Here is a 20,854-nt window from a genome sequence, read left to right as displayed (position 1 = left end):
GCCCCTGTTTCATCGGCTGTCGGCGGGCGCCTGGCAGGCGATGTCCTTCTCCGGCAGCCTGCCCGTGGTCAGGTAGACCGTGGCGGGCTCGTCCGCGCAGGATCCGGCGCCGTAGACGCCGTGCCCCTCTCCGCCGAGCACGGTGACCATCCGGGAACCGTGCAGGGACCGGTGCATCTGCCGGGCGGCCGTCAGGGGCGTCTGCGAGTCCCACTCGTTCTGCAGGATCAACGCGTCGACGTTGTTGTCCACCGTGGTCGGGGCCTCGGCGGCGGGCTTCCAGAAGGCGCACGGCTTGATGTTGGACGCGAAGTCGCCGTACAGCGGGTACCGGGCCTTGTCGCGGACGGCGTCGCGCCGGTACTGCTCGGGGACGCGCGGCCACGAAGCGGCGGTGTCGCCGCACAGGACCGCCCACAGCCCAACGACCTCGTTCTCCGGGGGGAGTTCAGGGTCGGGCGCCGGCGTGGTGGCCTTGGCGCCCTCGGCGGCCTTCTTCAGCCTGGCGACCCACTCGGCGGCCTGTCGCTCCCGGAAGAAGACGTCGCGCACGGAGCGGATGTCGTCGCCGGTGAGGCGCCCCTCGTCGGTGTCGAGGGGCTTGCGGTCGGCCTGGGCGACGATGTCCCAGAAGGTCGTGCGGACTTCGGCCGCCGTGGTGCCCAGGTGGTACGTGGCGTCCTGCCTGGCGGTCCACTCGCTCCACCTCGTGAAGGCGGGCTCGGTCGCCTCCGCCATCTCCTGGAAGGTGCCCCGCCCGTACCGCGTGGGGTCGACCGCACTGTCCAGCACGAACCGGTCGGCCTGCCGGGGGAACATCTGCATGTAGACGGCGCCGAGGTAGGTGCCGTACGAGCCCCCGTAGTAGGAGATCTTCCGCTCTCCCATGACGGCACGCAGGAGGTCCATGTCGCGTGCGGTGTCGCGGGTAGTGATGTGCCGCAGCGTGTCCCCTTCCGCGGCCGCGCACTTGCCGGCCACCGTGCGTGCCCAGCGCACGTCCTTCGCGAAGGTCCCGGCGTGGTACGGGCGGTCGAAGTTCAGCTCGTCGGGGGTCAGCCCACAGCTGAGGGGGGAGCTTCGGCCGATGCCCCGCGGGTCGAACCCGACGAGGTCGTACTGCCTCTTCACCTCCCGGGGGAGGTGCGACTCCATGGCGGCCGGGAGGCCGAGGCCCGGCGCGCCGGGGCCGCCGGGGTTGAACAGCAGCACGCCGCGGCGTTCCTTCGCGCTGCCCGCCGGTAGCCGGTTCACGGCGATGTCGAGCTTCTTGCCGCCCGGGTCGCCGTAGTCCAGGGGCACTTTGAGCGTCGCGCACTGGAAGGCGGCGGGTGTCTTCGCGTCGCAGTGCCCCCAGTCGAGCTTCTGCTGTGTGTACGGCCGCAGGGGGTCCGTGGCGGGGGCCCCGGTGGCGGCGAAGGCGGTCGCGGGGGTCAGCGTCGTGGCCAGGGCCGCCGCCGTGCTGGCGGCCAGAAGAGAGGCTATGCGTGTATTGCGCAAGATGAAGCGGGTCCTTGTCGGGTGATGGGGTGATCGCGTGGTCGAACCGGTCAGCTCTTGGTGAGGTGCCGGCTGACGCACTGCGCGTACTGCGCGTACTGCGCGTACTGCCGCAGGGTGTCGGGCTGGTAGCACGCCTGGGTCCGGTTCGCGTACCAGGCCAGGAAGAAGGCGGCCAGGACGGCGACCACGATGGCGAGGAGCGACGTCACCACGCCGGTGACGGCCTTGCCACGACCGGTGCCGGTCCGCCCGGCCGTCTTCAGGCCGACGGCGCCCAGGGCCACGCCAATGAGGCCGAGTGCTCCGCCGACGAGGACGACCGAGGTGCACAGGCCGGTGACGCCCAGCACCATGGCCGCGGTGGCCGTCCCGTCCTTGCCGACCGCAGGCCGTGTACTGAGGCTTACCGTTCCTTGCGTGTGCATCCGCCATCCTCCCGTGTCCACAACTGGGCAGGAAAGGATCATGAGTTGCGGGGGCACGGGCGCACATCGCGAGAAGGCGGGAGAAGTTCCTCCCCCGATCCAGGGAGGTCTCCCGCGCGCCGGGAAGCGATACTTGCCGTTGCCGACTATGACCAGGGGTCTTTCGCCGTTCCTGCGCGACTCCACCTATTCGGGCACGCTGTTCACCTCCCTCGGCGCGATGGCGAGCGCTCCGCTGCTGCCGCTCGCCGCGCTTCCAGCACTGGCGTGGCGCTCCGCCCCGTACGAAGTGCGGGCCGCGCTGGCCCTGCTGGTCTGGGCGGCCCCGGTCGCCGCGGCCGGTCTCGCCCGCGTCACCCGGCGCGTGCTGATCCCGTCCGCGCACACCCTGAGGCCCCGGTGCCACGCCCTGCGCGTGGGCACCGGGGCCTTCGTAGATGCAAGGCTGAGGGTGGCCGGCCCGGCGAAGGCGCCGCCAACCACCTGGTGCGGGCTCAGCGCCGCCGACGGAAGCCGGGGGCGCTCTTGCTCAGCCCTGGGTAGGTTGGGCCAGAGGCCCTTCAGTTCCGCCAGGCGTTCGCGACAGGGCCAGCCCGCCCGCGCCATCAGCCACCTCCAACGCGCGCTCGCTGACCGGGTGCGGGTGCTGGGCGAGGACCACCCCTCCACACTGGCCTCCCGCAACAACCTCGCCCATGCCTACCGGTCGGCGGGAGACCTGGGCCGAGCCATCCCTCTGTTCGAACAGAACCTCACCGACACCGAGCGGGTCCGTTGCTACCGGCCCCCTATGGAAGGGCAGCCGGACTAGCCGCTGTCTGCCGACGACGCGAGGTAGGTCTGCGCAACCTCGACACCTGCTGTGAATACATACTCTTCGTTCCGCTGGTCATTCGCGCCCGGCAATACAGCCTCCGGCCGCACCGGACACCCGGGCTGAGGCCTCCGCGACCGCGGCGCCCGAGAGGTGATTGCCCGTGGAGGCCCTTGGGCGGGATTCCGCCGAGGACTTGGCGCGCGAGGCGGCGTGGCACTGCGGTTCCTGGTTGGCGCCGGCAAGGGCGCCAACCAGGAGGTGTGGGACCGGGGCGTGCGGTTTCGCCGGCCGTTGGGGCTGGCGGGGCCGTCGCACCGCTCGGTCTCACGCGAGGCGCGGCAGGTGGGCTACCGGGCGTTCTCCGGGACGAGCGAGCCGTCCGAGGTGGTGGGCAGTGCCTGGCTGCGCAGCTTCTGGCTGGTGATCACCTGGGTCCCGTTGAGGTCCGCGTGGACCTTGCGGGCGACGTTCTCGATCACGTCCACGCCGGCTTGCATGCTCGCGTGGTCCGAGGTCAGGACCGCGATCCCGTAGTCGTGGCCCTGCCCCGTGAAGGCGCCCACGCTGTGCACCCGCCAGCCACCACCGGTGCGCTGCAGCCAGCCGTTCTTCACGTGGACCGTCGCCCCGCTCGGCGCGCCGGCCGGCACCCCCCAGCGCTGACTGGGGATGACCTGGTTCATCAGGTCCAGTGCGTAGGTCCGGGAGTCGTCGACCAGGACGGAGTTCGAGGCCGTGAAGAGCTTCATCAGGGTGAGCTGGTCGGTGGCGTTGATCTGGGTCAGGCCCCAGTGGCCGTCCGGGTCGGGGACGGTGCGCTGCATGTCTGCCAGGCGCAGGAACTCCCTGATCCGGTCGAGTCCGAGCTGCTTCCACAACGTGGTGGTGGAGTCGTTGTCGGACTCGGTGATCATTTTTGTTGCGAGGGTGCGCTCGGCATCCGTCAGTGCACGGTGCTCGTCCTGGGTCTGGCGCAGCAGTGTGCCCAGCACGATGACTTTGACGGCGCTGGCCGAGTCGTGCTGCCGGTCGGCGTCGTAGGTGCAACTGGTCTTGGTGGTCCGGTCGTACAGGGCGATCGAGGTGCTTCCCGTCACCCCTGGGGAAGTCACCACCGTCGTGATGTCTTGGGTGAGTCGGTCGGCGAGGCCGGGCTTGGCGGAGGTGCAGACGACCTGCGGGCCCGCCTGGTCGTTCGTCGAGACCGGTGCTGCGCTCGCCGGGGTAGCGGCCACCAGGGTCGACGTCATTGCCGCGGCGAGGGCTGTCACTGCCGACGCGCGCTGCAACCCGCGGGCGTGGGTCCGTATTCGGTTGAGCAAGAGTGTGGTTCCTTGTCGCTTCATGCCTGCGGAGTCCTGCCGGTCAAGGGTCAGGGCCCCGCGCAGTTCCGTAGTTCATGTGTTCACACGCCTGGCGGTGGAGCGCGGTTCCGCTGCTCGGAGGTCCGCATGCATCGCCACCCCTGGTTTCGTCGTCGCCCGGGGCGTGGTGGGTTCCGGAAGCGCGGTGGCTGGCTGAAGGTGCCTGGCGGGAACTGTTCAGGTCGACGTTGCACTGTGACGCGTCGGGCCGTGTCGGTTCAGTGGCGCAGGGAGGGAGTCAACTGATACCGAAAGGGGTGTAGTTGGCGTTCTGGATGTCCGTTGGCGGCCGTCCACCGGGGGTTGCACGGGAATGCCGTGCGGCCTCCCGCGCGGCAGCCGTCCTTCCGGCGCGGGCGACGGGCAGGCCGACTGCGGCCTTCGCCGGAGATGGCTGCCCGGCGAGGTCCAGCTCCTCGATGTTGATGCCCAGGATCTCCTCGGCGCGGGCGCAGATCTCGGAGAGCCTCCGCTGTAGCGGCGTGGCATCTACAGGGCGATGGCCGCGGTGATGTCGGGGGCTGAATACCGCGCCTCCTGTTGCGTCGGCACGGTGTGCAAGAAGGACGCGGCCCTCGCCATCGGCCAGACGTGCGACGTCATTGTCCACTTTCACCCAGGCCCGGGCGGCCGACCACCTCCGACCCGGCCGACGGCCGCGCTCAAAAGCGTCCCCCCGAGGAGTCGATCACCGTGTGACACGAAACGCCGCGGTGGGGGCCCGCGCCCACCGGGCCGGGGGATATCCCCACCAAGAAGAGCCTGGCTGGCTCCATCGTCGGTACATGGCTCCCCGATTACCGTCGACAAGGCAGTTGATCAGCAAAGAAAGGACCTTCATGGCCTGGCGCCGCGACTCCATGAACACCGAGCGGGATCGGAGCAGGCCCCCCGCGATCGAGCTGCGCGCCGTCACCCGCGCCTATGGGCGGGGCGCTTCGGCCATGCAGGCACTGCAGGGGGTGGACGTGGCGCTGGACCGGGGCAGCTTCACTGCCGTGATGGGTCCGTCGGGGTCGGGGAAGAGCACGTTCTTGCAGTGCGCCGCCGGTCTGGACCGACCGACCTCGGGGCAGGTGCTGCTCGGCGGGGAAGAGATCACCCACCTGAGCGAGGACCGGCTGACGAAGCTGCGGCGCACACGTGTCGGGTTCGTCTTTCAGTCCTTCAACCTCCTGCCTTCCCTGACCGTGCTGCAGAACGTGCTGCTGCCCCAGCGGCTTGCGGGTGAACGACAGGACCGGCGGCGGGCGCAGCAGCTCCTGGCCGAAGTCGGGCTCGCGGACCTCGGGAGCAGGCGGCCCGGCCAGTTGTCGGGCGGGCAGCAGCAGCGTGTGGCGATCGCCCGTGCGTTGATGACGGAGCCGGAGGTGGTGTTCGCGGATGAGCCGACCGGCGCCCTGGACACCCGGTCCGCCCGGGAGATCCTGCGGCTGTTGCGTGGCGCGGTCGACGCGATGGGTGCCACGATCGTCATGGTCACCCATGACCCGTTGGCCGCGTCCCATGCTGACCAGGTGCTCTTCCTGGCCGATGGGGCGCTGGTGGGGAATCTGTGGCGTCCCGACCCGCAGACGGTGGCCGACCGGATGGTGAGCCTGACCGCTGCGACCGACGGGTTTGCGGGGGTGGCCGCGTGACGAACGGTCTCGCACGGGCCTCCGTGCGCTTCAGACCCGCGTCCTTCGTGGGCAGCTTCGTCGCGCTGCTGCTGGGAGCAGTGATCATCACCGCCTGTGGCACGCTGCTGCAGACCGGCATCACCGCGCGCGTGCAGACGGTGCGCTACGCGGACTCCCCCGTAGTGGTCTCCGGTGATCCCTACGCCCGGATCAGTTACCAGGAGGGCGGGGAGAAGATACCGATGCAAAGCCCCCTGCCGGAGCGCAGCCGCGTCGACAAGGCGCTGTCGGCCGAGATCGCCACCCACCCCGGAGTCGCCGCGGCCGTTCCGGATCTGTCCTTCCCCGTACAGGTGGTGAAGAAGGCGGGCACGCCGACCGCGCTGACAGGACGGAACTTTTCGGCAACCGCCCTCACCTCTGCCGACGCCGTGCCGAAGGGAGGCGCACCTGGGGCCGGGCAGGTCCTGCTGGAGGAGAGCGCCGCCCGGGCCGCACACCTTGCGCCGGGAGACCGGCTCTCGCTGGCCGCCCCGGGGGGCAGCGGAAGTTACGTGATCTCCGGGCTGATCTCCACGAAGGCTGATGGCCCGAGTGTGTGGTTCGCGGACGGTGTGGCCGAGACCCTGTCGGGACACCCCGGGACGGTGGACGCCATCGCCGTGACCGCCCGTCAGGGCGTGACCGCCTCCGCCCTGGCCGGGCAGGTACGCCAGGCCGTGGACGGCCGCGCCCGGGTTGCCACCGGTGACGCGCGCGGGGCCGCGGAAGTGGCAGGTTTCGCTGGGAGCAAGGAAGTTCTGATCGGGCTGGGTGGCTCCTTCGGTGGCACCGCGGCGCTGACCGCCGTCTTCGTCGTCATGGGCACGATCGCTCTGGCCACGGGGCAGCGAGCCCGTGAGTTCGCCATGCTGCGTGCGATCGGCGCGACACCCCGGCAGATCCGCCGCACCATCGCCACCGAGGCAGTGATCCTGGCGCCCGTGGCGTCGGCCCTCGGGGTGCTGCCGGGCCTGATACTGGCCCGCTGGTGGTTCGGTGAACTCGTCGACCGCGGTGCCGTACCCGGGCAGGTGTCCCTGGACGTCGGCGTGCTGCCGATGCTGGCCGCGGTGACCGCCTGCGTGCTGGCCGCGCTGACGGCCGGCTGGGTGGCCGCGCGCCGACCCGCCGGGCTTCGCCCCAGTCAGGCGCTCGGGGAAGCCGCCGTGGAACGCGCCCGGCCCGGCGTGATCCGGATCGTCACGGGTCTGGTCGCCCTCGCGGGCGGCGGTGTACTCGCCGCCCAAGCCGCCCGGCTCGGCGGCAGCGACGCCGCCAACACCGCGCTCGGCGTGATCATGTGCTTCCTGCTCGCCGTGGCCCTGCTCGGTCCCCTGCTGGCGCGCCTGTGCGCGACCGTCCTCGGTCTGCCCCTGCGGGCCAAAGCCGCCGGAGCCGCCGGCTCCCTGGCCGCCGACAACACGCGCGCCCAGGCCCGCCGCCTGGCCTCCGCGATCACCCCGATCATCATGGTCATCGCCTTCTGCGGCACGCTGCTCTTCATCCAGAGCACGATCGGCCACGCCTCCGGCGAGAACGTCAAACGCGCGGTCGTCGCCGACCACGTCCTCGGCTCGACCGGTCCCGGTCTGCCCGCGGCCACCGCCGAACAGGCGGCCCGGGTGCCGGGCGTGGATTCCGCGACCGGAGTACTGCGCACCGGGGCCGTCTACCGGTCCGGCAACCTGCTGGTCCCCACGACGGTCCTGGGCGTCTCCGGTGACCCGGGCACCCTGCCCAAGGTGCTCGACCTCGGCGTGAAGAGCGGGTCGTTGCACGCACTCGGATCCGGGAACACGGTCGCGCTGGACACCACGATCGCCAAGGACCTGGACGTGAGGACCGGCGACCGGGTCTCCCTGTGGCTGGGCGACGGCACCAAGGTCCGGCCCACCGTGGTCGCCACCTACGAACGCGGCCTCGGACTGGGACAGGTCGTGATGCCCCGTACCGCGGTCGCCACGCATGTGACGGCCGACCTGGACAGCCAGGTGCTCGTCGCCGCCGCCCCCGGCGCCGACCGGCACGCCACGGCCCGGCAACTGAGCACACTCGCTCCAGGGACGACCGTCACCGACGCGGCCGGATACGGCGCGCAGGCCGACCGGAACCAGGAACTCAACTCCTGGGCCAACACCGTCATGGCCGCCGTGCTCGGCGGATTCGCCGCCGTCGCCGCCGCCAACACCCTCGTGATGACCGTTCTCGACCGCCGCCGCGAAATCGGCCTGCTCCGCCTCTCCGGCACCACCCGCCAGCAAGTGCGGGCCATGATGCGCTGGGAAGCACTCCTCGTCGCCGTATCCGGCCTCGTCCTCGGTGCCGCCATCGCCTGGATCACCCTCGTCCCCATCGCCCGCGGCCTCACCGGAGCCGCCCCCTACATCCCGGCCGCCACCGCATGGCAACTGGCCGCCGGAACCGTCCTCCTCACCCTCGCCGCCACCGGCCTGCCCACCCTCGCACTGCTGCGCACCCGGCCGATCGAAGCCGGCACCGCACGGCAATAGCGCCTGCCCACGGAGTACGCCAGGAGCGAATGATGCGACTGGCTACTGACAACCGCACCCGAAATGCGACGGTCCCAAGAAACCTGCGGGCGTCCGCTGCACTCCGCAGGTTGCCCTCGGACCGGCGCCGCTCATGGCGCGGGTCGCAAAACGGCCCCTCACCGGGTGGTGAGGGGCCGATCACTACGCCGAGGGGGCCAGCGCGCGAAGCCTGTCCGGAAACAGGCGCGCGTAACGCTCGCCGAGGAACGTGCCGTAGGAGTGGCCGATGAAGCTGATCTTGCTCTCGCCGAGCGCGGCGCGGATGGCGTCCATGTCGCGGGCCACACTCTCGCCGTCCATGTGAGCGGCGAGCGGACCTGTCCGCTTCAGGCAGCTTTCCGCCAGCTGGCCGTTCAGGGTGCGCAGTCGCTCGAACTCGGCCGCATTGTGGGGGCGGGTCGGGATCGAGGCGGCGATCGTTTCGTCGCAGTCGGCGCTCTGGCTGCGACCGATGCCGCGCGGGTCGAATCCGACCATGTCGAAGCGCTGGAGCATGGCCGGGTCGTAGCCCTCGACGGGATCGTCCGCGTACAACGCGTCATCGGCCCCGGACGCCCCGGGGCCGCCCGGGTTCGACATCAGGACGCCGATCCGCCGCGCGGGGTCGGTGGCCCGGTGGCGGGCGACGAAGATGCCGACCTTCGGGCCCTCCGGCTTCGACCAGTCCACCGGAACCTCGACCGTCGCGCACTCCGCCCTCGGGCTGGGGGCGGGGGCAGGCGGCTCGGCCTTGGGGCAGGCGCCCCAACTGATCGGCGCGGGAGCGCCCATGGCACCGGACGGCTCCTGGGCGGCCGCGGCGGGGACGACCACGGCGGAAGCCGACATGGCCAGGAGTACGGAGACAATCCGCCGTCTCGTGTTCGGTTTCGTGTTCACACGAATGCTCGTGTTCATGCCCGTCACTGTTCCGGCCCCGTATGACGGCGCCTCCATGGGCACATGGTGAGAACGTAAAAGGGGACCGCAGAATCTCCGGCTCCGTGCCGCGCAACCACCGCCGCCTGCGCGGCCTGGTCACCGCCGCATTCCCCCCACGCCGCTCGGCCGCACTGCGCCCCCGGATCGACGCCATCGCGAAAGAACGCTCCCGCGATGCCGGGCGGGCGAAGGGGGGTGGAAATTCTACGTGCTGCGGTCGGGCTGCCGGTGGCGGATGCTTCCGCGCGATCTGATGCCCTGGTACGCGGCCCACCGCTGGTTCACCAAGTGGCCCCGGGCGGCACCTGGGACCGCGTCCACGACGAGCTCCGCCGCCAGGTCCGGTGCGAGCGGAGCAGCGCCGTCCGTCGCCCGGTCGGCCGGGGCCTGGGCGGCGCGAAGGCCGCGCCTGCGCCAGGCCGCCGAGGACTTCGCCCGCGCCCGGTGCACGAGCTTGTACTCGGTACCTGACGCGGGCGATGCCAGCCGGTGCGCGTTCGTGGACCGCCTCCACGACCAGACCATGTACCTCGAGAAGGTCCCAACAAGGCGGACGAGGAGCTCACCGCCCGGCCAGTCGCTTCCGGCCGTTCGCTCCTCTCACGGGCCTTCTCGGCTGGTCAGGCGAAATCAGCCGGCGGGCTCGCCGAACCAGCGGGAGAGCTGGTCGTCCAGGTCCCGCTGGTCGTCACCGATCCAGGCGACGTGGCCGTCGGGACGTAGCAGGACGCACGGAACGTCCAGTGCCGCCGTGGGATCCGCGAGGTAGTCGACCCGGTCCGACCAGCCGTCGACGGTCAGGCGTTCGGTGCGGTCCAGCAGTAGGCCGCGGCCGCGGTGCAGCAGACCGTAGAGGTGGCCCTGTGCCACGTCGATGTCGCGCAGGCGGCGGCCGAGCAGGTTGGGGCCTTCGCCGACGTCGTAGCGGATGTCGATCGCGGTGATCTTCTCGATCAGGTAGCGGTTCACCTCATCGAAGTCCATCAGTTCGGTGAGCAGCCTGCGCACGGCCTGTGCGCCCGGTTCGGTGGACAGCAGTTCCATCTGGGCGCGGGTGTTGTCCAGCACGTCCCCGGCGACCGGATGGCGTTCGGCGTGGTAGGTGTCGAGCAGTGTTTCCGGTGCCCAGCCGCGGATCTGTGCGGCCAGCTTCCAGCCGAGGTTGAAGGCGTCCTGGACGCCCAGATTGAGGCCCTGGCCGCCAGTGGGCGGATGGATGTGTGCCGCGTCGCCGGCCAGCAGCACCCGCCCGACCCGATAACGTTCGGCCAGCCGGGTGGCGTCCCCGAAGCGGGACAACCAGCGCGGGGAGTGCACGCCGAAATCGGTTCCGGCGATGGCGCGCAGCTGTTGCTTGAAATCGTCGAGGGTGGGCGGTTCCGCACGATCGCTGACTCCCGCGACGGGGACCACGACGCGATAGACCCCTTCACGGAACGGCGCGAGGCTGAATCGCTTGTCGGTCTCGCGGATCTCGGTCACCTTGGCGGTGATCTCCTCCTGCGGGACACCCACTTCCAGCTCGCCCATCAGCGTCTCGTTCCGCGAGGGCTCGCCGGGGAAGCCGACGCCGAGCAGTTTGCGCACCGTACTGCGCCCACCGTCACAGCCGACGAGGTAGTGCGCACGCAGCCGTTCGCCGGCGGCCAGCTCGACAGTCACGCCCTCGTCGTCCTGCTCGAAACCGGCCACCGCGCAACCGCGCCGGACCTGCGCACCCAGCTTGACCGCATGGCCTTCGAGCAGCTGCTCGATGGTCGGCTGCGGGATGCCCAGCAGATAGGCGTGCGCGGAATCCAGGTCCTTGGGCGCGGACTTGGGGATGGCGGCGAAGAATCCGCCGGCCGGACGCCGCCTTCCGTGTTCGAGAATGCGGTCCAGCAGTCCGCGCATGGCCATCAGCTCGAGACTGCGGATGTGCAGACCGACCAGGCGGACGAACGACACGGGCTCGGTTTCCTTCTCCAGGACGAGTACCCGCACATCGTGCAGCCGCAGTTCGGCGGCCAGCATCGCACCGGTCGGCCCGCACCCGGCAACGATCACATCGAAGTCGAGGAGCGCATGATCGGCGCCGGAGGCCGACGGCTGGAGTCCGGGGACGTCGCCCCCGGTGAAGTCGTGCTCGACCGCGCCGTTCGATGACGGGTCGGCGGAGAAATGCGAAGAGTTCATGGGTGTTGCCTTTCAGGAGAGCCTTGTTGGCGAGGCGCTCCCGGCGACACCTACATCAATCGCCGGCCGTGACCGAAAGGGGGAGCACCCACGTCGAAACTGCGTTCATGGGTCTCACCTCCTCGGGCGGTGTCACGGTCGACCGCAAGCTATAAGCCCGAGCATCGTTTCGTCCAATCCTTTTCCCAGCCACGTGATCACCACCTGGGGGTGGCGGCCCGGCGCTCTCCGCCGAGCCCCTGGGGGCGACGATTACCGGGCTTGCGAGCAGTTCGAAGCACCGGACGGCAGTGACCTTGCCCGACGTGACTTACTGCTCCCTCGTCACCGTGTTGGCACCTTCTGCTGCCGGGCTGGTGACGTCTGCGGGGGGGGCAGGGACGACTTGCTCGTCGGGGTGGTGCGGGAAAGGATCGGCGGGCCGTGTCGGCGCGAGCGGCCGGCGACGCACAAGAAGGTCAAGGTGGGCGGGATGAGCGAGCACGGCCGACGGCGGCGCCACCGTACGGTGGACCGGGTCGCGTGGATCCTGGAGGCCTCCGCGCGGGCGCCGGGCGGGGTGACCGTGGCCGAGTTGGCGCGGGCGGTCGGGGCGCCGGCAAGTTCGGTGCAGGATCTGGTCAACGGCCTTGTGGCGACCGGGTTTCTGCTGGAACAGCACCGGCGCTTCAGGCTCGGGCCCGCCCCGCACGTCCTCAACCTCATCGCCGGCCGGGTCGTCCCGCGGATCAGTCAGGCCGAGCTCGGCGAACTGAGCCGCGTCGCGGGTACCCCGGTGCTGCTCACGGTGCGGGTCGGGCTCGACGCCGTGTACCTCGCGCGCGGCGGCGAGGACGAGATTCCCCGCCTTGTGCCGCTCGCTGACCGGCACGTCGCCCGGCCGCTGCTGCGTACCGCCGCGGGCCGTTTGCTGCTCGCCTTCACCGACGAGGCGGAGCGCGGTGGGCTGCTCGACGAGCTCGCCCGCCACGACCCCGAGGCGGTCGCCGAGTTCCACCGTGCTCTTCCGGCGATCCGCACATCGCGCATCAGCCGCAGCGAGGGTCTGGCCGATCCCGAGGTCAGCGCACTGGCGATCCCCGTCACCGAGGGTTCCGTCGTCACGGGGGCCCTCGCTCTGATGCACCGGCGTCGCGGTCGCTCGGAGCGGCTGTGCCTGGACCGGGCGGCGGCCCGGCTCCTCGCGCACATCCAGGAGAGGCGGACGTGACGTCCGCATCGGTTCACGGATATCCGTGAATCCGCGCGCTCATGCAGTACTGGGAACGAGCATCCCGGCATGACCTCGAACACACTGACCACGACCAAGCCGACGCCGACGACATCCACCGGCGAGATCGTCTCCCGGCTGCTGCACACTCTCGGCGACCCTGATCCGGCCCGGGGGGCCGAGGACATCACCGTCGTCGGGGCCGATCCCCTGGTGCCCTCGGTGCACCGCCTCGCCGATGCCATGTCTGCCGCGATCGGTGTCTTCGGGCGGCAGACGGCGAAGCTCGGCGAACAGCGCGGTCACCGGCACCAGAAGGTGGAGGTACCGGCCGGGGCCGCGATCGACCAGCTGATGGCGACGTATCACACGACGCTCTCGGGGCGCCCGCTCGATGCTCTCCTCGACGATCCGTCGCTGCTCGGCAGCAACGACTTCTACCGGGGGCGCGACGGCCGCTGGATCTTCATCATCACCACCTACCCGCATCTGCGGGACGCGGTCTGCTCCGTGCTGAGGTGCGGGCTCGACAAGGTGGGGATCGCACAGGCCGCGGCCGACTGGGACGCCTTCACGCTGGAGGAGGCCATCTGCGCCCGGGGCGGCGTCGCCTGCGTGGTACGTAGCCGGGACGAGTGGCTTGCGCACCCCGCGGGGCGGTATGTGGCGCAGCGCCCGGTCGTCGAGATCGAACGTGTCGGTGACGGGCCGGTCCGGCTTCTGGAGCCGATCGGTGAGGCCGATGAGGCGCTCACGGGCGTACGGGTGCTCGATCTCACCCATGTCATCGCGGGTCCCGTCGCGGCGCGACTCCTCGCCCAGTTCGGCGCCGACGTGCTGCACCTGTCGCGTCCCGACCGCCCCGACCCGATCCCGATGATCGCGATGACCGGCGGCGGCAAGCGCAACGCCTACTGCGACCTGCGCGACGGTCACGACCGTGCGGCCTTCCACGACGCGCTCCAGGACGCGGACGTCTTCGTGCACGCCTACCGGGGACTTGCCCGGCACGGGGCGTCGACCGAGGAACTCGTCCGGCGCCGCCCCGGACTCATCACCCTCGAATACCATGCCTGGGGCGCCGACGGCCCCTGGAGTGAACGCGGTGGGTTCGACCAACTCGCCTGCTCGGCAAGCGGATTCGCCACCGAGGAGTGGACCGACCGGCCGTCGCTGCCGCCGACGTACCTGCTCAACGACTACCTCGCCGCCTACCTCGGGGCCGCCGCCGTCGCAACGGTCCTGCGCCGACGTGCGACGGAGGGCGGCTCATGGCGGATCCGCGTGACCTTGGCCGGGGTGTGTCACTGGGTGCAGGAACTTGGGCTGCTGGCGCGGGAGGACGTCATCGACCTGCCCCGACCCGGGCGCGCGCCGCTCGCCGCGCTGTCGACCACCGGGACCGACTTCGGCCCCCTCACCGAACCGGCGACACCGTTCGCATACAGCGGGCGCACGGTCCCCCAGCCCGGCCGGCGTTCCCCACTCGGGTCCGCTGCGCTCCAGTGGCGCTAGGCCACGTCTTCGGCTCACATCGGGGTGAACCCCAGGTTTGATGGAGACATCGCCGATGGCGGTCCGCTGTGCTCAAGCCCGTGCCGATGTGCGGCACGGCAGCTGATTCCCGGTCAGGAATCCGCTTCCTCGACCAGCCTCACAGCGACGGCCCCACAGCGACAGCCCCACAGCAACGGCGTCGGGCAGCGACCTGCGCCACTGCGGCAGTCTGCCAGGCGCGGACGTGCTCCCCCCGTGGGCGCGGTGCCGGCGGCCGGAGGTTCACGGGCTGAGGTCGAGGACTCGGACGGGCTGCCCGTGCCACCGTGCGGGGTCGGTGGTGGCGACGATGGCGCCCTCGGGCCGGTCCGGTGTGGGCTGAGCCGCGTGCCGGCAGTGGGCTGCCGCCCATGACGGCTGCTGAGCCACCGCGAGTGCGGCCGGCAGGTCGAGGTCCAGGACGGTGATGCCGGGCAGCGCAGCCAGGTGCTCGGCAGTGCCGGGGCGGGCGCGGTCGGCTTCGACCAACGCGCAGGTCCGAACTGGACCGGCTGCGCGCACGGGAGAAGGCGCATACCCGGGAAGCGGACCAGATCGCCGCGGCCCGGCGGCGCCTGCCCATGGTCGAGGTGGACGCGAACCTTGAGCTGCTCGGACCGCACGGGCCGGTGACCTTGCTCGACGCGTTCGAAGGACGCCGACAGCTCATCGCCTACTACTTCATGTGGAACCCCCGGCGGCCCGCAGACGAGCAGTGCGAAGGCTGCACGTTCTACACCACCCAGGTCGCCGAGCTGTCCTACCTTCATTCCCGCGACATCACCTACGCGGTCTTCTGCCAGGGCCGCAACGGCGCCGTCGAGGGGGCCGAACCCCAGGCGTCCTACGAGCAGAGCCTGCGCTACCGCGCGTTCATGGACTGGCGCATGCCCTGGTACTCGGCGCAACCGTCCCTCGACGCGCTCCTGGTCGGGCGCACCGTCGGCTTGTTCCACCTGGTGTGCTACCTCCGCGACGGCAACCGCGTCTTCGAGACCTACTGGACGACCCGGCGCGGCGTCGAGGCGATGGACTACAGCTACGCGCTCATGGACCTCACCGCGTACGGACGCCAGGAGCCGTGGGAGGACTCACCCCCCAACTGGCCGCAATATTGCTCCAATACCAGGACCAATGGCGGCTCGCCCGAGTGGCGACCCGTACCGACGTGGCCGGGCGGACGCCCTGCCGCCCAGTGGCCGCGACTCCACGCAGGACGCTCCGACGACCTCGGCACCCCAGAGCCACCAGCGGACCCGCCCCACCGTTGCCACTGACGGACACCGAAGAGCAGCATCCGGCAGGGCGCTGCGCCCGCGCGGCGCGCCTTCATCCGTACGACCGGTCCGCATCCACTCCGCACACACCCACCGAAGGAGCCGTCATCGAAGACGCGACGCGCTACTTTCCTGAAACAGGTGCCGGCGGTACCGCCACTTGAGGCGTTTGTCGGTGCGCGCGGGGTCGGTGGGCCGCATCAGCGCGAGGAAGAACAGCGCCTTGACCAGCTGCTGGGTCGGTGATGGCGGTACGCCGGCGGATGATGGTCCGGCGGCTGGGTGGGGGGATTTGGCCGAGCGGGAGCGTGCTCTTGGGTTGCGCGACCGGCAGCCGATTCTCGTCTCGCCGGATGGGCGGGTGGATCCGCGGCTGAGCGAGGTCATTCGGCGGTCGGCCTTCTCGGCGAAGGCCGAGGGTACTCAGGTCACCTATGCGCCGGTCTACCGGTTGTCTTTCAACTTCGAATGGCACGAGGCTGGGGATGACCTGCTGCTTTGTCGCGAAAGCCCTGCGGAACAGGGAAAACTACGCTCGGCGGTTCTCACTGGTTCACAGGGCTTTTCGGTGTGTTGTGCCCTGGGTGTGCCCGCTCGACAGCGCACACCCGGCGAATGACGGGCTCCGGGGGATCACCGCCGTCACCATCCTGGCCGCGGCTCCTCGCCAGTCCCCAAGCGGGCCCGAGGCACGGCCTCCCGGTAGCCGTCCTTGGCCGGCGGGGACTTGAGGAGATGACGGCAGGGCGCGCGCAATGCCCGAGACCATCACCAATGCTCAGGTCACTAGGTCAAGTCCCCCACTCTTGTTGAGAGTTCCAAGCCGCACGGGTCCTCTTCTCGATCACACTCGATGGGCCAGGCGGAGCACCGCATCCAGTCCGCGACACGAACCGGGAGTGGCTCGACCGGGCAGCACATACGAGCGCAGTCCCGCCGCGGCCGCCCCGCCGTCCTCGCTGACGACCCCCAGCGCCACCCCGCTCCGAGTCAGTCGGACCAGTGTGGACCCGGTGTCCGCGTAGGGCACCCAGTACTCGGGGGCCTGCAGTTGCCCATAGAGCACGTCGGCGACCGGCGCCAACTCGGGAACCGAGGCGTACCAGGCGGTGAAGGCATGGCGATGTGCGCTTGAGGACACGTCGCGGCCACGCTGGGCCTCGATCACGTCGGGGTCCGACAGGCCGGCTTCGAGCCCGCTCAGCATGACGTCCATCGCCGCGTCGTCCACGGGTTGCGCCATCGCCGCTCGGATCCGGTCTGCATACGTACCGATCTGGAACAGGGTGCCGGAGAAGTCGAAGAGGACAGCCCGCACGGCCGGCGGCGCCCACGAGGTGGTCATGGCACGGATGGGCCCTTCCGGCCCGCAGGCAGGGATACGAGTCATCTGAGTTTCCTACCGCAGCTCGGACGACAATGACCAGCTCCATCGCGGCCCAAGTCGTCCGGGCGGCAACGGATTTCCATCCCGGCGCGGCACCCCGGGCACACACCCACACCCATAGCCACCGCACCGCACCGGGATGTTCTCCGTACGCCTTCGTGACACACAGAAGGGTTGCAGAGTTGCGCAGCTGGGAAAGTGTCCAGACGTTGGTTCATGTCAAGGAGGTCTTAGGTGGCGCGGGGCGAAATGTCGTCGATGGCCAGCACCAATCTGCACGTCGGAGCGGCCGTGGCGGAGATCGAGGGCTTGTACACCGCGCTGCGCGGTGCGCGCAACGAGCGGCACCGGGAACGCATTCTGGCCGACCTCGCCCAGGCCGGTCGGCGCCTTACCGCTCTCACGCACCCGTCACAGGGCACCCGGGGAAGCCTCCGGCCGCGTTCGCGCTGGGAGCGAAGGCGCCTCCTGGCAGCTCGCGGTGCCGACCTGGTGGCGGCGTTCGCCACGGGCGACGGCTGGAGGCGCTCGCCCCGACTCAGGGACCGGGCGTAGCGACGAGGCACTCCCATACGACCTGAACGGCCGGCGGAACTGCGGCCTGCGACGTCGCGTATTCCACCCGGCAGGGCCTCGGTTGGCCACGGTGGGCGGAGGCGTTGCGCAGCAGGGCCGGCCGCTCAGGCGGAGGTGGGCGGGCAGTCGTGGAACGCGGACGAAACGGCCTTTGACCACGCGCCGTCCGCGCCGACCAGCAGGTTGGTGACGACGGTGCCGCCGTCGGTGAACGTCACCTCGTGGCGGCCCTCGCCGAGCGTGCGGGTGCTGCCGGCCTTCCGCTCCCAACGGACGGCGCCGGCCGGGAGTGCGCCGAGCAGGATCTGCCGCAGTTCGCCGCGCTGCACCTCGGGGCGTCCGCCCGTGCCCTCGTCGGGCTTGTCCAGCAGCACGCGCCCGTCCCGGTCGAGGCCCCGGATTGCCTGGCGGCCTTCCAGGACGATGGCATGGAACTCGTCCATCAGACCGGCCGCCTTGAGGGCGAGCCGCCCAAGGTGCCAGGCACCGCCGACGAGCCACCGACAGCCGACCGACAGCCCTCGACAGGTGACCGACTGGCGTGGTGCTGGTGCCTTTGGTGTGCGGCCGATTCCTATGAGGAGTTGAGGCTCGATCGATATCGAGTTGCGGTGGCAGTCACGCTATTTGGAAATTCGGTCCTGGTGAATCGGCCCGTACGCCGGCTCATCGAATTTCGGCCGGAATCTCGCATGAACATCTCGCGGTGCCGACAGTCGAGCTCAGCGAGTCCTGGAATTCGATACTCCTGGCGGGCGGCCGGTCTCTCGCCTCGTTGCAGGTACTGCCGCCGACAGCCCGGAGACCGGCAAGGGTACGGGTTATCCGATAAGCGGGGCGGATCCGGGTTGCGGAAGTCGCGAAATTCAGCGTGTCACTGAGGAGTTGGGGCGTATTCCGCATTAGTTTTCATAGCCGTACGAAGTCGATCGCCTACTGATCGCTTCCGTTCGACCTATCCGGAGATGAAATGCGCAAGCTTCGTAAGGCCGCCGTTGTGATCGCCGTACTGGGCAGCGTTGGCTTCCTCGGCGCCGGCACCGCAGTCGCCCACGGCGGGAGCAAGGGCGGGACGAACTCCTTCTCCAGCGAAGAGGAGGACGGCGGAATGAGGGGTGGCATGAGAGGTGGCAAGGATGCGCTCTTCGGCATCACCCAGACCACCCAGTGCCGGTCGCACGACCTGAACATCGACATCCTCGGTGCGGTCGGTGCCCTCGACGGCGCGCTGGGGAACGCACTCAACGGCGAGGGCTCCGCTGGTGCGCAGCAGACCAAGCTGGGCTCCGACATGGGTTGCAACAACGGCGCCTTCCAGAAGTAGGGACAGGCAGCCCCGGTGCCGAGCCTCTGGCTGGGCACCGGGGCTCGTTGCTGCCCGGCGGCGGCTCGTCGAGGCCGCTGCCCGGGTACCCCGGCGGCGAGGGCGTGCGGGTGTCGGTGAGGTTTTCCCGCGGTGCGCGGTTGGCCGCTACTGGTCCCCGGCCAGGCGCCGTTGTTCGAGGTAGATGCCGGTGAAGACGGCGACTTTGGCCCGCAGGACCCAGGGGTCGAAGGGCTTGCCGATGTAGTCGACCGCACCGGCGGCATAGCCGCGGGCGGAGTGTTCGGGGTCGGTGCCCATGGCGGTGAGGAAGATGATGGGCACGTCGTGGGTGCGGGGGCGTCGTTTGATGTGGGCGGCGGTTTCGTAGCCGTCCATGTCCGGCATCTGGACGTCCATGATGATCACGGCGAAGTCGTCGTGGTCGAGAAGGGCCTTGAGGGCTTCGCGGCCGGAGGAGACCGCGACCAGTTCCTGGTCGAGGGTGGACAGGACGGCGGTCATGGCCAGCAGGTTGTCCGGCTGATCGTCCACGATGAGGACCTTGGGCATGGCCCGGGGCACCACGGGGGGCACGGCGACGGCGGTCTTCTGCACCTGCTCGACCGCCTCCAACTGCCGTTCCAACAGGTCGCAGCGTTGTTCGGCCTCCTCGCGCCGCTTCTGCACCTCGTGCAACCGGGCCGACAGGCGGGTCACTTCGTGCCGCAGCTGATCGCGTTCGTGCAGCAGCTCGGTGACGTCGGAGCTGGCCGCGGCCAGGCGCTCGGCCCGTTCCCGTTCCGCGTTCCATTCGGCTTCCAACTGGTTCAGCCGAACTTCCAGGTCGGCGATGCGGTGCTTGCGGTCCAGCAGGGCGTCACCCAGTGCGTCACCGTGGGCGGTTGAGCGGCGTGAGACGCGGTCGGCTTCGGCGAGTTGCTGTTCGAGGACTTCGACCGCGTGGCGGGGTGAGGTGCTGGTTTCGACCGCTTCCCGGTGCAGGCGCCGCACCAGTTCGATGGCGTCCGGGGTGGCGGCCAAACCGCGGTGCTCGGCGACGTCGGTGAAGAGATCCATCACTACCTCCCACGGCGGTACGCGGGTGCCGCTGAGGTAGCGGGAGAAGGTGCCGGCGTCCCGCACCCGCCGGGCCGCGTAGCGGCGTACCGAGACTTCCATGCCCTCGAAGACCTCCCGCAGCGCCATCGCCAACGCACGGGACTCCGGTGTCAGGCTCTGCCCGAGGGGGCGCAGCTCACCCACGGATGCTTCCGCCCTTCACCCACACCGACACAAGCGAACGATCCATCGCACCTGCCCTCCTTCACCCGCCACAGAGCGGTCGGAACGGCGCGCCCCGGATGGACCCGCCTTGCCATGCGCCACACAATGGCGCCAGGTGAACCCGTTGCGCCAGGCAACCGGCAAACCGGCAACACCCGGTACCCGTTGCGGCGTCGCCCGGCATCCCGCAACACTCCGAACGCGCAGCTCAGGGCCGCACTGCCGGTGGAGGTGTTGCGGCAACACCCGCGTGACCGCGGGCGTGGTGTTGACGCTTGAATCGCGGACCGGTGACGGAGGGCGGGGCGCTGCGGCGCTTCGTGTCGATGGGCCGCGGACTTACGAGCGCCGCTGCCGGCACATCACACCCGCGGCTGTGGCGATTACCTCGCAGGGAATCGCCTGCGCGGACGCTCACCTCTACGTTCGGTTCGTCGTCCCATACGGGGACTCGGACGAGCCGGTGGAGGAACCCAACATGTCTGCTTATGGCTTCGCGCATCTGTACAACCATCGCCATCACCCCGATGTCCTGGAGTACTTGGAGCGTATCCAGGCCACCCTCGACCCCTTCCACGGGCGCTTCGTCATCCACGGCCCGCCGGCCGAGGTGGTGGAGGGAGCCTGGCCGGGCAGCATGGTGCTGATCGAGTTCCCCGACCTGGCCGAGGCCCGTGCCTGGTATGACTCCCCCGCGTACCAGCAGATACTGCGGCTGCGGACCGACCACACCGAGGGGGACGCAGTACTGATCGAGGGCGTTGGACCGGAGTATGACCCGAGTGCGCGGGTGGAGAAGCTCCGGGCAGAGGCGGAGGCACAGGCAGAGGCAGAGGCAGAGGAGTAGCCGGAGTTGG

At 70.1% G+C, this 20,854-nt stretch carries 18 protein-coding genes and 2 pseudogenes; 10 read left to right on the top strand and 10 right to left on the bottom strand.

All coding sequences use genetic code 11. The annotated features are described in order from the left end of the window. Positions 1-9 precede the first annotated feature (9 nt). Entirely contained in the window at positions 10-1,500 is a 1,491-nt protein-coding gene (locus CG747_RS13600) for an alpha/beta hydrolase (RefSeq protein WP_100601975.1), read from the bottom strand. 50 nt (positions 1,501-1,550) lie between these two features. Next, positions 1,551-1,928, bottom strand: a complete 378-nt coding sequence (locus CG747_RS13595) for a DUF4190 domain-containing protein (protein WP_257980397.1) — start codon at positions 1,926-1,928, stop codon at positions 1,551-1,553. A 148-nt stretch (positions 1,929-2,076) separates the two neighbouring features. Between CG747_RS13595 and CG747_RS13590 the strand changes: the two genes are divergently transcribed. Further along, on the top strand, positions 2,077-2,739 hold the full coding sequence (locus CG747_RS13590) for a tetratricopeptide repeat protein (protein ID WP_219621443.1): 663 nt from the start codon (positions 2,077-2,079) through the stop codon (positions 2,737-2,739). Between the two features lie 353 nt (positions 2,740-3,092). Here CG747_RS13590 and CG747_RS13585 read toward each other — a convergent pair whose 3' ends face one another. Next, positions 3,093-3,995: a serine hydrolase gene (locus CG747_RS13585; RefSeq protein ID WP_100601973.1), complete on the bottom strand. Its 903-nt coding sequence runs from the start codon at positions 3,993-3,995 to the stop codon at positions 3,093-3,095. 352 nt (positions 3,996-4,347) lie between these two features. Next, complete coding sequence (locus CG747_RS48795) at positions 4,348-4,725, bottom strand: hypothetical protein (RefSeq protein ID WP_219621441.1); 378 nt, start codon at positions 4,723-4,725, stop codon at positions 4,348-4,350. Positions 4,726-4,948: 223 nt separating this feature from the next. On the opposite strand from CG747_RS48795, the gene CG747_RS13575 reads away from it, so the two are divergent. Together CG747_RS13575 and CG747_RS13570 are read left to right on the top strand one after the other, a co-directional pair. Continuing rightward, positions 4,949-5,749 (top strand): ABC transporter ATP-binding protein, encoded by an 801-nt coding sequence (locus CG747_RS13575; RefSeq protein WP_100601972.1) that lies wholly within the window; start codon positions 4,949-4,951, stop codon positions 5,747-5,749. Beyond that, positions 5,746-8,283 (top strand): FtsX-like permease family protein, encoded by a 2,538-nt coding sequence (locus CG747_RS13570; protein ID WP_100601971.1) that lies wholly within the window; start codon positions 5,746-5,748, stop codon positions 8,281-8,283. Before CG747_RS13575 ends, CG747_RS13570 begins: the two co-directional genes overlap by 4 nt. Positions 8,284-8,466: 183 nt before the next feature. On the opposite strand, the gene CG747_RS13565 is transcribed toward CG747_RS13570, so the two are convergent. Next, positions 8,467-9,153, bottom strand: coding sequence for an alpha/beta hydrolase (locus CG747_RS13565; protein WP_257980396.1), 687 nt, complete (start codon positions 9,151-9,153; stop codon positions 8,467-8,469). Between the two features lie 723 nt (positions 9,154-9,876). Further along, the gene (gene rox / locus CG747_RS13555; RefSeq protein WP_100601968.1) at positions 9,877-11,421 is read right to left on the bottom strand and encodes a rifampin monooxygenase; all 1,545 of its coding nucleotides are present in this window, start codon (positions 11,419-11,421) and stop codon (positions 9,877-9,879) included. Positions 11,422-11,893: 472 nt separating this feature from the next. On the opposite strand from rox, the gene CG747_RS13550 reads away from it, so the two are divergent. Together CG747_RS13550 and CG747_RS13545 are read left to right on the top strand one after the other, a co-directional pair. Continuing rightward, positions 11,894-12,631, top strand: a complete 738-nt coding sequence (locus CG747_RS13550) for a helix-turn-helix domain-containing protein (RefSeq protein ID WP_100601967.1) — start codon at positions 11,894-11,896, stop codon at positions 12,629-12,631. A gap of 69 nt (positions 12,632-12,700) precedes the next feature. Beyond that, positions 12,701-14,146 carry a CoA transferase gene (locus CG747_RS13545; protein WP_100601966.1) on the top strand — a complete coding sequence of 482 codons (1,446 nt, stop codon included), beginning with the start codon at positions 12,701-12,703 and terminating at the stop codon, positions 14,144-14,146. 264 nt (positions 14,147-14,410) lie between these two features. Here the strand turns inward: CG747_RS13545 and CG747_RS13540 are convergent. After that, positions 14,411-14,662: pseudogene (locus CG747_RS13540) on the bottom strand (hypothetical protein); the annotation flags it as partial. Positions 14,663-14,670: 8 nt separating this feature from the next. Between CG747_RS13540 and CG747_RS13535 the strand changes: the two are divergent. Together CG747_RS13535 and CG747_RS47955 are read left to right on the top strand one after the other, a co-directional pair. After that, entirely contained in the window at positions 14,671-15,444 is a 774-nt protein-coding gene (locus CG747_RS13535; RefSeq protein ID WP_100601965.1) for a DUF899 family protein, read from the top strand. A gap of 292 nt (positions 15,445-15,736) precedes the next feature. Beyond that, positions 15,737-16,063, top strand: a complete 327-nt coding sequence (locus CG747_RS47955; RefSeq protein ID WP_180985518.1) for a hypothetical protein — start codon at positions 15,737-15,739, stop codon at positions 16,061-16,063. Between the two features lie 225 nt (positions 16,064-16,288). On the opposite strand, the gene CG747_RS13525 is transcribed toward CG747_RS47955, so the two are convergent. Then, positions 16,289-16,789 (bottom strand): hypothetical protein, encoded by a 501-nt coding sequence (locus CG747_RS13525; protein ID WP_257980395.1) that lies wholly within the window; start codon positions 16,787-16,789, stop codon positions 16,289-16,291. 276 nt (positions 16,790-17,065) lie between these two features. On the opposite strand from CG747_RS13525, the gene CG747_RS13520 reads away from it, so the two are divergent. Further along, positions 17,066-17,386: a hypothetical protein gene (locus CG747_RS13520; RefSeq protein ID WP_257980394.1), complete on the top strand. Its 321-nt coding sequence runs from the start codon at positions 17,066-17,068 to the stop codon at positions 17,384-17,386. 170 nt (positions 17,387-17,556) lie between these two features. On the opposite strand, the pseudogene CG747_RS13515 reads toward CG747_RS13520, so the two are convergent. Continuing rightward, a pseudogene (locus tag CG747_RS13515) lies at positions 17,557-17,880 on the bottom strand (FAD-dependent oxidoreductase); the annotation flags it as partial. 497 nt (positions 17,881-18,377) lie between these two features. Between CG747_RS13515 and CG747_RS13510 the strand changes: the two are divergent. Then, a complete protein-coding gene (locus CG747_RS13510) occupies positions 18,378-18,731 on the top strand; it encodes a hypothetical protein (protein WP_100601962.1) in 354 nt (117 codons plus the stop codon). A gap of 147 nt (positions 18,732-18,878) precedes the next feature. On the opposite strand, the gene CG747_RS13505 is transcribed toward CG747_RS13510, so the two are convergent. Continuing rightward, positions 18,879-19,976 (bottom strand): PleD family two-component system response regulator, encoded by a 1,098-nt coding sequence (locus CG747_RS13505; RefSeq protein ID WP_100601961.1) that lies wholly within the window; start codon positions 19,974-19,976, stop codon positions 18,879-18,881. 499 nt (positions 19,977-20,475) lie between these two features. Here CG747_RS13505 and CG747_RS13500 point away from each other — a divergent pair, with 499 nt between their 5' ends. Continuing rightward, entirely contained in the window at positions 20,476-20,844 is a 369-nt protein-coding gene (locus CG747_RS13500) for a DUF1330 domain-containing protein (protein ID WP_100602159.1), read from the top strand. The last annotated feature ends 10 nt before the right edge of the window (positions 20,845-20,854 follow it).

The organism is Streptomyces sp. CB02959 (assembly GCF_002803155.1).
Lineage (GTDB): Bacteria > Actinomycetota > Actinomycetes > Streptomycetales > Streptomycetaceae > Streptomyces.
The sequence above is the reverse complement of the archived record's forward strand: the minus strand, read 5'-3'. Positions and strand labels throughout refer to the sequence as shown.